The following is an 11,290-nucleotide window of genomic DNA, read 5'->3' on the forward strand; positions in this document are numbered from 1 at the left end:
GCAAGGTCATAGCTCTTAGAAAAAATCACTTTCAAGCGGTCTGAGAAAGATCATTTTGAGGTGTCATAAAGAAAATTGAGACGGTTGCTATCAACACCATTACGGTCGAGACTAACAAACAAGCAACAAGGCCGTAGGACTGGAAGACAAGACCAGACAAAAGAGTTCCAGCCAAGCGCCCTAAAGCGTTTGCCATGTAATAGAACCCAACATTTAATGCCACCTTATCTTCGTCCGAACAGGCAACGATAAGATAAGAGTGCAGCGCAGAATTTACCGCAAAAACAAAACCAAAGACCAACAGCCCGACGAGCAAAAAAACATGCGAGAATGCAAAGTCCAGCCAAAGACCATAGGCAAGGATTGCAGGCAAAAGCGCCAATAATCCACCCCAAATTCTGGCGGCAGCAACACCGCCTTGAGCATCCTTTATGCGCTTGGTAAAGCGAGGCACGAAGGCCTGCACAATACCGTACCCGATGATCCAGACCGCCATGAAGGCTCCAACTTCATCAAAACTCCACCCCATCGCCGAATAGAGAAAAACCGGGAGACCAACCACGAACCAGACATCACGTGAAGCAAAAAGGAAAATCCGAGAGAAAGACAGTACGTTGATCTCTTTGCTCTTGGAAAAAAGCTCCTTGCCCCTAATCTTGGACTTAACCCGCCCCATGTCCTTATCAACAAACAAACGAGCCACAATAAAGACCAAGGCAAGCGCCAAGGCCATGGCCCAAAGTGCCGTTTGAAACCCCAACGCCTGAAGCATCACTCCACCGAGTAGAAAACCCAGACCTTTCAAAGCATTTTTTGACCCTGTTAACAGAGCGACCCACCGGAAAAGCAATCCCTGATTTTGATCTTGGTCTTTATCTTCCTTCACAACCAGCTTGACCGCAGACTTAGAACTCATCTTGGTTAGATCTTTGGCAATCCCGGAGAGTGCTTGCGCCCCCATGACATAGATGATGGAGAAATCAAGAGACCAATTTTCTTGCAATCCAGACAAAAGAAAAAGGGCAAATATTTGCACCCCCAGCCCCATAAACAACGTGAGGCGCAAACCAAAGCGGGCGGCAATCCAGCCGCCAATAAAGTTAGTAACAATGCCCATCGCCTCATAAAGCAGGAACAAATAGGCCAGATCCAAAGGAGAAAAACCAAGGCGATGGAAATGCAATAGAACAAGCATCCGCAAAGCCCCGTCCGTGAGGGTAAAGCCCCAATAAGCCGCTGTCACTGCACTATAACTGCGAAGATCAGACATAATTACGTTCCATAAGAATCAACGCTATTTCCCACAGTATACCCTACAGGTCTTTGGCGACCTTATGTAGCAAATCAACCATCCTGTTGACGTATCCCCACTCGTTATCATACCAGGCATAGATCTTGAGATGGCGCTTATCCACCACCATTGTACTCAGCCCATCAATGATCGTTGAGCGCGAGTCATTCACATAATCTGTTGAGACCAGCGGGCGCATTTCAAGCCCGAGAATGTCTTTCAACTCTCCCTCAGCTGCTACTTTGAACAGCTCGTTAACTTCTTCCGCAGTTGTATCCTGGGCCAAGTCAAAAACACAGTCCGTGATCGAAGCATTCAGAAGTGGCACTCTGATCGCATGGCCGTTCAGCTTTCCCTTCAGTTCAGGATAAATCATTGTAATCGCGGTGGCCGAGCCCGTTGTTGTTGGGATCAGGGAATTCATACCAGAGCGCGCACGTCGTAAATCTTTATGCGGCGCATCAACCAACACTTGCGTATTGGTGACATCGTGAATTGTTGTGATAGAGCCGCGTTCGATACCCAAGGCTTCATGAATAACTTTAACAACAGGTGCCAGACAATTGGTTGTACAAGAAGCCGCCGTAATAATGTGGTGCTTATCCGGTTCATAGAGATCGTCATTAACACCATAGACTATATTCAGCACCCCATCCGACTTCACCGGAGCCGCCACCATCACTTTTTTAATACCGCCATCCAGATAAGGCTGTAGTGTCTCTGTCGTTTTAAATTTGCCAGAACATTCCAGAACAACGTCCACTCCATGATCACGCCATCCCACTTTTGATGGATCTGGCTCTTCAGAAAAGGTAACCACCTCGCCTTCAATCTCAAAACCATCTTCTAAAGGGGTGATCGTCTTATCCCAGCGCCCATGGACCGTATCGAATTCCAAAAGGTGGGCCGCACATTCGACGCCGCCCTTGATTTCGTTTACATGAACAAATTCTATTCCGGGCACACCCCATCCTGCCCGCAGGACCAGTTTCCCCATACGGCCAAAGCCGTTAATTCCAACCCGAACAGTCACAGCTCTTTACCTTCTCTCAACAAACATTCCGAATACCAGCATCAGTAACTTGGCAATCTTCAAACTCATTATTTCGAATATAATCGAACTACTGAATAACAGTATGAAATTTTAATGACAACTTATCTCATAAGAAACACTATAGGCCGATGAAAAAATGTCGTTGGTTTCTCCAGAGATCATCTGACATCATCTCGCCAGATGCTCCAGACCTCAAACCAAAGAGAGCAAAGTTTGTCAGTTAGAGATCAGTAGGAAGTCCCATGTCCGTTCAGCATAACCGCGACCCCAGGTATGATATTCTTTTTGAGCCCGTAAAAATTGGCCCCGTCACGACCAAAAATCGGTTCTATCAGGTCCCGCACTGCAACGGATTAGGATATGCCCGCCCCAAAAGTCTTGCGGCTATGCGTGGCATGAAAGCTGAAGGTGGCTGGGGTGCTATTTGTACGGAAGAAGTAGAAATCCATCCCTCTTCTGAAATCTCGCCCTATATCGAAGGTCGCCTTTGGGATCATAGGGATATACCCGCCCACCGTCTTATGACGGACGCCGTTCATGCTCACGGCGCTTTGGCCGGGGTCGAGTTGGTTCACAATGGCTTTCACGCCCCCAACCGAACTTCACGGCTTCCGCCTATGGCCCCTTCGGCAATGCCCGTTGATGCCTATGATCCCGTTCATGCCCGCGCCATGGACCTCACGGATATCAGGAACTTACGCAAGTGGTATCGCACCGCTGCGATTAATGCTCGGGATGCCGGGTACGATATTGTCTATGTCTATGCCGGACACTGCATGACGACCCTGATGCATTTTATGCTCAGCCGTTTTAATCATCGCAGTGACCACTATGGCGGATCAATTGAAAACAGGGTGCGCCTAACTCGTGAAATCCTTGAAGACGTAAAAGACGCCGTGGGCGACCAATGCGGCATTGCCTTTCGATTTGCAGTTGACGAACTCCTCGGCAAAGAAGGCATGAGTTCTGATGGTGAAGCACAGGATGTCGTCGGGATGCTGGCTGAACTCCCTGATCTTTGGGATGTCAACATCAGTGGTTGGTCGCAAGATTCCTCCACCGCGCGTTTTGAGCCCATCGAGGGTTATCAGGAAAAATACACCGCTTTTGTTAAATCCATGACAACAAAACCCGTTGTTGGGGTCGGGCGGTTTACATCGGCTGATGCCATGGTTTCGCAAATCAAACGTGGGGTTCTCGACCTTATTGGTGCGGCACGCCCTTCCATTGCCGATCCCTTCTTACCCAACAAGATCTTTGAAGGACGCATCGACGAAATTCGCGAGTGTATTGGATGTAATATCTGTGTCAGCGGCGACAATCTCTGTGTGCCGATCCGCTGTACTCAAAACCCCACAATGGGTGAAGAATGGCGGCGAAATTGGCACCCGGAAAAAATCGCGCCCAAGGTGTCAGAAGATGCCGTGCTGGTTGTCGGTAGTGGGCCTTCCGGACTTGAGTGTGCCCTTCAACTCGCCAACAGAGGATATCAGGTTACATTGGCCGAAGCAGGAACAGAACTGGGAGGAAGATCAACAAAAGAAAGTCAACTTCCCGGTCTTGCGAGTTACGCCCGGGTTCGTGATTACCGTACCAACCTTCTGCAGCAAAAAAATAACGTAGAGATCTACCTCGACAGCGAACTGGACGAGACAGCCATTCTTGAATTTGGTTTTCAACACATCTTTCTTGCCACAGGATCACATTGGCGCAAAGACGGTACAGGTCGTCACCATCACCAACCAATCCCAGGTCTGGAAACGATCCCCACCTTTACACCTGACGATCTCATTGCTGGCCAAGCACCAAAGGGGCGTGTCGTCATTTTTGATGACGATCACTATTACATGGGCGGCGTGCTCGCAGAAAAGCTCCTTGCTGCGGGCCACAGTGTCAGCCTTGTCACACCAGCAGTGAAGGTCTCAGCCTGGACCGAGTTCACTCTTGAGCAAGAACGCATTCAGGCAAAGCTGCTCAATCTCGGCATTGAGATTATCACCAGCCAAGCGGTCTCTGCCATCAAGAACGGGGAGCTTGAGTTATCTTGTACCTACACGGGGAAAACCAAATATATCGCCGCAAATGCTTTGGTATTGGTGACCGCGCGCAACGCCAATGATGACCTCTATCAAACCTTAAAATCCTCACCAGAAAACCTTGATGCAGCCGGGATCAAAACCCTGGAGGTTATCGGGGATGCCTATTCTCCGGGGTCACTGGCATCTGCAGTGTATTACGGACACCTCGCTGCCCGCTGTTTTGAAGGCGAAAGCTGGGATGCGGCACTTTTTGAAGGAGAACGTCCAGGGCTGGTCAGTTAATCTATTCTCCCAAATAGCTTAGCCGTTTCTCACGCGCACTTAAGTGATTTTCCGTCTGATTCAGCGACAGGATTTTGAACATATATTGCGGAGTGAACGGTGAAGATTTCGGCTAGTTTCGCGGCGATGATGTAGGCGCGCTGATCTGACAGACCTTCGGCTTCAATATATATATTTTGGACGCCATCGGAAGTACGGCGCGCCCAAACTGTTGAAGGGGTCGTGCTATTCAGGGCAAAAAACGAAAGTATCCGCGGCAAAGTACCGGGTTCACGTTCAGCCATGATTTCAAAGGCGGTCAAATTATTACTCTTCACGGTTCTGATCCTGAATTTAAAGCTGCACATAAAACGGTTATAGCCAGCACGGTTCCTGTTCGTACCAGCACATCATTGACCTAGTATCCCCCAAATCCCGAGGTAATTCTTCCCCAAGACACTCTCGACGTGTTATTTATAGGAATAATATTTCATAAACTTATATAATTGCGGGAAAAATGACCGAAAATCTTGACTCTTTGGATATAGGCATCCTCGAACTCTTACAAAAAGATGTCACCATCCCGGTAACGGAACTTGCAGAAAAGCTCGGGTCATCTAAATCCGTTTGCTGGCGGCGGATCCAGCGTTTGATAGATAACGGCGTCATCAAAGAACGGGTCGCCATTCTAGATCAGAAAAAAATTGGCCTTGGCGTAACCGTCTTTGCCCAGGTCAAAATGCACCACCACACCAAAGGCGCGTTACCCGATTTCGTCAAAGCCGTGCAAAAATTCCCCCAAGTCATCGAATGTCATACCCTTATGGGCAGCGTAGATTTCTTGCTAAAGATTATCGTAAAGGATATTGAGGACTACGAACGGTTTTTCTGGCAAGATCTTTCACCAATTGAAGGTGTTCAGGAAATAAGCTCCTCTACTGCCTTGACCCGTTTTGTTGATACCACAAGCCTGCCCCTAGACCACCTTTATCATTCCGACAAACAACCGGAGTGATCTCTCTTTTATTTCCTGATGCTGGCCCGAAAGTAACGAACCGCATCTACGTGAAAGCACACCATGACAAGAGATACTGACCAAGCCGTTCCGATGAAAGACTACGCCGTTCTTGCAATGATTTTTACCCTTTGGGCGCTTAACTACATTGCGATAAAAATTAGCGTAAATGACTTCCCCGTCTGGACAGCTTTGACCATTCGCTTTTCCATTATCGTTGTTATACTGCTACCCTTCGTGAAATTTCCAAAAGGTCAAATGCGCTCTCTACTCTTGATTAGCGCGGTCCTTATCCCCGGCCATTTCGGCTTTTTGTTTTGGTCGATTCAAAATACAGCCAGTGTTGGCGCTATCTCTGTTATTCTTCAATTAGGCCCAGCATTTTCTGTTCTACTGGCTTGGATATTCTTTAAAGACATTCCTGGTATCAAACGCATTAGTGGCTTGACTATTGGCTTTGCAGGTATCGTCATTCTTTTCTACGAGCCCACATTTTTTGACACTTTGGACGCGCTTCTTGCCGGAATTGCCTCAGCCTTTTTTATGGGAACTTACATGACGTTGGTACGCGGTAAGAACCAGATATCGCCCCTTGCCATCATCTGCTGGTCATCTGTCCTTGGCGTTCCTTTTTCTTTGATCATGGCCTTGCTTTTTGAAGCCCCCATACAAGAAACCCTTCAAGCGGCAAGCTTTGATAGCTGGCTTGGTATTTTATATGCAGCCATCGCTTCAAGTATTATCGCTCACGGCTCCTGGGCCTGGATGCTGCGGCGTCAGCCGATATCGTTCCTCGCGCCGCTGACCCTGATTGTTCCTGTCTTAGCCGTCCTGGCAACTGTCACCATCTTTGGCGAACCGCTCACCCTACATATGATTGTTGCAGGGTTTATCGTGCTCGCAGGCATGGGGCTTATTACGATTTCGAAAGCTTATAAATAATGGCAAAACAAGCACCAAACGATATGCGTTAAAAATTGGCAACATCATCCAATAACCATTTAATAAACAGCTGGGTTTGGGGCGAATTCTTGTGATCTTGGCGGCACACCATCCCCCAGCCACCGGGCGCCACCGTTGTGTGATCAACAGGTTGCACCAAACGCCCTGCCTTGAGATCACTATCGGCAAAAGGGCCATTGACCATCGCCACACCTTCGCCATCCAGGGCCATCTCCAGAGCAATCGCAACCGTATCCACCGCAATTGAATTTCGAGAAATCTCAGCGAAAATCCCCAAAGATTGAAACCACTCCTCCCAATGATCGTCCGCCGTATAGACTTTGAGCAAGGGCAGAGATAGAAGATCCTTCGGTGTTATCTTATTCACACCTTCCTTGGCACATGTCTCGAGTAAATCAGGGCTGCAGACCGGCATCAATTGAGCCTCGAACAAAGGCACCCAATACAGATGGGCCGGGACAGGTTCTGGCGCATAGAGAATGCCAACATCCTCATTGGCCTCGTCGAAATCTCCCTCAAGAATACTCGAAGTAATCTGAAGGTCGAACCCGGGATGCAAGGCTTTAAAGCGTGACAATCGCCTAGCAAGCCAACGAATGGACAGTGTAACAAAAGCCTGAATACGAAGGCTATGAGCTTGATCCGAACGGCGTAGAACTTCGGAACAGTTGATCAATTGTTCAAGCGCCGTACTCACAACAGGATAAAATATATCCCCTTCAGCTGTGAGTTTTACCGCGCGGCCTTCCCGTTCAAACAAGAGAACACCGAGGTCTTCTTCCAGAAGCCTAACCTGATGACTAATGGCCGTGTGGGTCAGATTGAGTTCTTGCGCGGCCTGTCGAAAGCTAAGTAGGCGGGCCGCAGCTTCAAAACCTTTTAAGGCCTTCAGCGGTGGTAACTTTTTCAAATCCATTTGCTTCACCATACCACACACCATCAATACCCGAATAATCTCTGACCCAATTAGTCACACAGGCCAATGACAATTGGAACATTTTTTGAACCAAACGGCGAAAAAACATCAATTGTTTAAAAATTCGGTTAGGCTCACAGTTCAAATAGAAAAACCGCATGAGGCCAAAATGAAGATCACGGATATCAAAGTCTTTGTCGTCGGAAATCCTCCCCCGCATTTTGGGGGGCGTTATTGGATCTTCTCCAAATTAACAGCAGATAACGGCATCGAAGGCATAGGCGAAGTGTATTCGGTTCCCTTCCACCCTCGTGTGGTCAAGCAGATGATCGAAGACGTTTTCGCCAGGCATGTTGAGGGCATGGACCCTTTCAAGATAGAAACACTTTGGCGTCGGGTTTATTCAAGCGGTTTCACTCAACGCACTGACATCTCGATTATGGGCATTCTCAGCGGACTGGAGATGGCTCTATGGGATATTATAGGGAAGTCTTTGGACAAGCCTGTCTATGAACTGCTTGGCGGTCAGGTTCATGAAAAACTGAGATCCTACACCTACATTTACCCCAAAGACGATGACAAAACCGACGTTTATAGAGATCCGGACCTTGCCGCAGAACGGGCCGCTGAATACGCGGATCAAGGTTTTACCGCGGTTAAGTTTGATCCTGCAGGCCCCTACACTGCTTTTGACCCACGGCAGCTTTCTCTCGAAGAACTGGATCGTTCGGAAACCTTTGCTCGCAAGATACGCGAGGCCGTTGGCAACCGTTGTGATCTTCTGTTCGGGACCCACGGACAGATGACAGCTGCGGGCGCAATCCGCTTGGCAAAACGATTGGAGCCTTACGATCCTCTTTGGTTCGAAGAACCCACACCACCCGATAATCAGGAAGAAATGGCCAAGGTCGCGCGCGGCACCAGTATCCCGATCGCCACCGGAGAGCGGCTCGCGACAAAGTACGAATTCCAACGTGTTCTGCAAAGTGGCGCAGCCTCCATTCTTCAGTTTGCACTTGGACGCGTCGGCGGCATTCTCGAAGCCAAGAAAATTGCCGCCATGGCAGAGGCAAGTTACGCTCAGATTGCACCCCACCTCTATTGCGGTCCAATCGAAGGTGCCGCTAACGTTCAGATCGGCGCCTGTAGCCCGAACTTCCTTATTCAAGAAAGTATTCAACAGTGGGAAGGTTTCCATTCTGATATCCTGAAAAAACCGATGATCTGGCAAGACGGTTATATTATCCCATCGAAAGAACCAGGCCTGGGAGTTGAGCTTAACGAAGCGGTCGCGGAGGCCCATCCTTATAACGGGACAGAACTTCACCTCGACATGCATCCTGACCCGGTTTGAAACCGGGCTAAACATATAAAGAGAACACCTGCACTCATCAGGTCATTTAAGGACAAAAGAAATGAAAATCGGATTTGCTGGACTTGGCAGCCTTGGCGAGCCTTTGGCGATGAACCTTGTGAAAGCGGGTTGTGACGTCACCGTTACCGATCTTGCAAAATCAACCGCAACCCGGCTTATCGAGGCTGGTGCAAAATGGTCAGATGATATCGCTAGTATCTGTGATGATGCAGAAGTTGTTATTACCGCGCTTCCATCGCCTGCCGCATCCAGATCCGTGGTCGAGGGTGAGAACGGTGTTTTTGATAATCTATCTTCCGGGGCAACCTGGATTGAGATGAGCACCACCGATTTCGAAGATCTCCAACGCCTGACCAGTCTCGCAAAATCCAAAGGCATCAATGCCCTTGAATGCCCTGTTACTGGTGGTGTCCACCGTGCGCATTCTGGCAAGATCACCATTCTGGTCGGCGGCGATGAAGCCATTTTTGAAAACGTGAAACCCGTTCTACAGATTATGGGCGGTGAGATCCTCTACATGGGGCCGACAGGACACGCCACCGTGGTCAAAGTGGTCACCAATATGCTCGCCTTTATCAACCTTGTTGCCGCCAGTGAAGGTATGATGCTTGCCAGAAAATACGGCGTCGATATGGATGCGATCTGGAAAGGCATTCGCCACAGCTCAGGCAACAGTTTTGTCCATCAAACTGAATCAAAACTTGTTCTCAGTGGTGGTTACAATGTCAACTTCCCGATCGATCTCGTGCTGAAAGATCTTGGCCTCGCTCATGACATCGCCGACAAAACCGGTGTGCCCCTCGAGCTCGGTGGTGCGACGCAAGAAATCTACCGTCGTGCGAAAGGTTTACTGGGTGGGGACGCGCAATCACCCGAAGTCGCCCGCTTGTTAGAAAAAGCCTGTGGCATAGAAATGCGTGCTGAAGGGTATCCGACAGAACTGACAGAAGAGAACACTGCTTAACGATTGAAATCAGTAACGTCCAAGGCACCAAGGTACTGCAACGTGCCTTGTTGCCTTGGGATAAGTTATATTATAGCGTCGGTTAGATTATTTTGGGGACTCAAAATATTCCAGCTTCCAGCCCCGCTGCCATCAGCATACCAAGCTCTTCGCACTGGCTTTTAAATTCATCCTGGTATTCACCGCGACAAATGAGTGCCTCTCCTTGCACAGGTTTCCAGCGTAGTCCCGTTACAATGCTCTCAACCGCTCGTTTGGTTCCCGTGCCATCGTGACCCGCTCTGATATAAACCCCATAGGGCAGACCCTGTTTGACTTCGAGGCAGGGGTAATAAATCCGGTCAAAGAAGTCCTTTAACGCACCGCTCATATATCCCAGATTTTCCGTCGTCCCCAGGATAATGCCATCGGCGGTCAACACGTCTTCTGGACTGGCTTCGAATGGGGTACGCACGACCAAATCAACGCCCTCGATATCAGGATTTTCCGCGCCCTTAACAACAGCATTTCTAAGCATCATCGTATTCGGCGAAGGGATATGGGCTACAATCAAAAGGCTTTTATTCATCAGTCGCTTATCAGGATAATTTTACACAAAAGGTTGCTACACATATAGTTACTGAAACAGTAGGATAGCATCAAATAATCAATAAAGAGATTTTATTCGAGAGTGAGAAAAATGGCTGACAAAAATCGGGTGGTATTGGTAACTGGCGCAACTAGCGGCATTGGTTTGGCAACGGCTGAAAAACTAAAAACCGTGGGTTATCATCCCGTGTTAACCGGACGCAACCCCGACAAGGTCAAGGCTTGTGCTGAAAAGCTTGGCATTTCGGGCTACACCTTGGATGTGTCCAACGAAGAAGACTGTGCACGTGTTATCAAATCCGTTGAGAATGATATCGGGCCAATTTGGGGGCTGGTCAACAATGCCGGTATTTGGCTGGAAGGCTCTTTTGAGAAATACAAAGTAGCCGATATCCGTGCCGTAATGGAAACCAATACCTTAGGCACCATGTTTATGACCCATTCTGTTCTGCCAGGAATGTTAGGGCGCAAATCAGGCGCGATCATTAATGTTGTCTCAACCGGCGCTCTTTACTGCCGTAAATCGATCTCGGTTTATTCCGGTAGCAAATGGGCGATCCGTGGTTTCACTGGATGCATGGAAGTCGAATGCGCGCCCAAGGGCGTTCGCGTGATGGGCTTCTACCCCGGCAAGGTCGACACCAACATGTACAGTACCGCTGGCATCGATCGCGACCTTGAAGTTGCCATGACACCAGCCGGTGCAGCTGGGATGATTGAGCGGATGTTCTCTGACGAGCATATTCTTTGGGGGCAAGTATCAGGCCGCAGTATCAACGACTACGCTTAAGCTCGATTATATATAATAAAAAAAGGCCCTGATC

11 protein-coding genes are annotated in these 11,290 nt (G+C 48.8%); 6 read left to right on the forward strand and 5 right to left on the reverse strand.

The annotated features are described in order from the left end of the window. Positions 1-31 precede the first annotated feature (31 nt). Positions 32-1,270: an organoarsenical effux MFS transporter ArsJ gene (gene arsJ, locus ACFSKO_RS13725; RefSeq protein WP_380252561.1), complete on the reverse strand. Its 1,239-nt coding sequence runs from the start codon at positions 1,268-1,270 to the stop codon at positions 32-34. Positions 1,271-1,313: 43 nt separating this feature from the next. After that, the gene (locus tag ACFSKO_RS13730) at positions 1,314-2,324 is read right to left on the reverse strand and encodes an ArsJ-associated glyceraldehyde-3-phosphate dehydrogenase (protein ID WP_417457814.1); all 1,011 of its coding nucleotides are present in this window, start codon (positions 2,322-2,324) and stop codon (positions 1,314-1,316) included. A gap of 263 nt (positions 2,325-2,587) precedes the next feature. Here ACFSKO_RS13730 and ACFSKO_RS13735 point away from each other — a divergent pair, with 263 nt between their 5' ends. After that, positions 2,588-4,666 (forward strand): oxidoreductase, encoded by a 2,079-nt coding sequence (locus tag ACFSKO_RS13735; RefSeq protein WP_380252563.1) that lies wholly within the window; start codon positions 2,588-2,590, stop codon positions 4,664-4,666. Between the two features lie 29 nt (positions 4,667-4,695). Here ACFSKO_RS13735 and ACFSKO_RS13740 read toward each other — a convergent pair whose 3' ends face one another. Continuing rightward, positions 4,696-4,983: a hypothetical protein gene (locus tag ACFSKO_RS13740; protein ID WP_380252565.1), complete on the reverse strand. Its 288-nt coding sequence runs from the start codon at positions 4,981-4,983 to the stop codon at positions 4,696-4,698. Between the two features lie 179 nt (positions 4,984-5,162). Between ACFSKO_RS13740 and ACFSKO_RS13745 the strand changes: the two genes are divergently transcribed. Further along, positions 5,163-5,660: an Lrp/AsnC family transcriptional regulator gene (locus ACFSKO_RS13745; RefSeq protein WP_380252567.1), complete on the forward strand. Its 498-nt coding sequence runs from the start codon at positions 5,163-5,165 to the stop codon at positions 5,658-5,660. Between the two features lie 63 nt (positions 5,661-5,723). Further along, positions 5,724-6,602 carry a DMT family transporter gene (locus tag ACFSKO_RS13750; protein ID WP_380252569.1) on the forward strand — a complete coding sequence of 293 codons (879 nt, stop codon included), beginning with the start codon at positions 5,724-5,726 and terminating at the stop codon, positions 6,600-6,602. A 28-nt stretch (positions 6,603-6,630) separates the two neighbouring features. Here ACFSKO_RS13750 and ACFSKO_RS13755 read toward each other — a convergent pair whose 3' ends face one another. Next, complete coding sequence (locus tag ACFSKO_RS13755; RefSeq protein ID WP_380252571.1) at positions 6,631-7,539, reverse strand: LysR substrate-binding domain-containing protein; 909 nt, start codon at positions 7,537-7,539, stop codon at positions 6,631-6,633. A 169-nt stretch (positions 7,540-7,708) separates the two neighbouring features. On the opposite strand from ACFSKO_RS13755, the gene ACFSKO_RS13760 reads away from it, so the two are divergent. Then, positions 7,709-8,893 (forward strand): mandelate racemase/muconate lactonizing enzyme family protein, encoded by a 1,185-nt coding sequence (locus ACFSKO_RS13760; RefSeq protein WP_380252573.1) that lies wholly within the window; start codon positions 7,709-7,711, stop codon positions 8,891-8,893. Between the two features lie 61 nt (positions 8,894-8,954). After that, positions 8,955-9,878 (forward strand): NAD(P)-dependent oxidoreductase, encoded by a 924-nt coding sequence (locus tag ACFSKO_RS13765; RefSeq protein ID WP_380252575.1) that lies wholly within the window; start codon positions 8,955-8,957, stop codon positions 9,876-9,878. 100 nt (positions 9,879-9,978) lie between these two features. On the opposite strand, the gene ACFSKO_RS13770 is transcribed toward ACFSKO_RS13765, so the two are convergent. Beyond that, entirely contained in the window at positions 9,979-10,446 is a 468-nt protein-coding gene (locus tag ACFSKO_RS13770) for a flavodoxin family protein (RefSeq protein ID WP_380252577.1), read from the reverse strand. Positions 10,447-10,557: 111 nt separating this feature from the next. On the opposite strand from ACFSKO_RS13770, the gene ACFSKO_RS13775 reads away from it, so the two are divergent. Beyond that, the gene (locus tag ACFSKO_RS13775) at positions 10,558-11,256 is read left to right on the forward strand and encodes an SDR family oxidoreductase (protein WP_380252579.1); all 699 of its coding nucleotides are present in this window, start codon (positions 10,558-10,560) and stop codon (positions 11,254-11,256) included. Positions 11,257-11,290 lie beyond the last annotated feature (34 nt).

It is taken from the genome of Kiloniella antarctica, from assembly GCF_042682825.1.
GTDB classification, from domain to species: domain Bacteria; phylum Pseudomonadota; class Alphaproteobacteria; order Kiloniellales; family Kiloniellaceae; genus Kiloniella; species Kiloniella antarctica.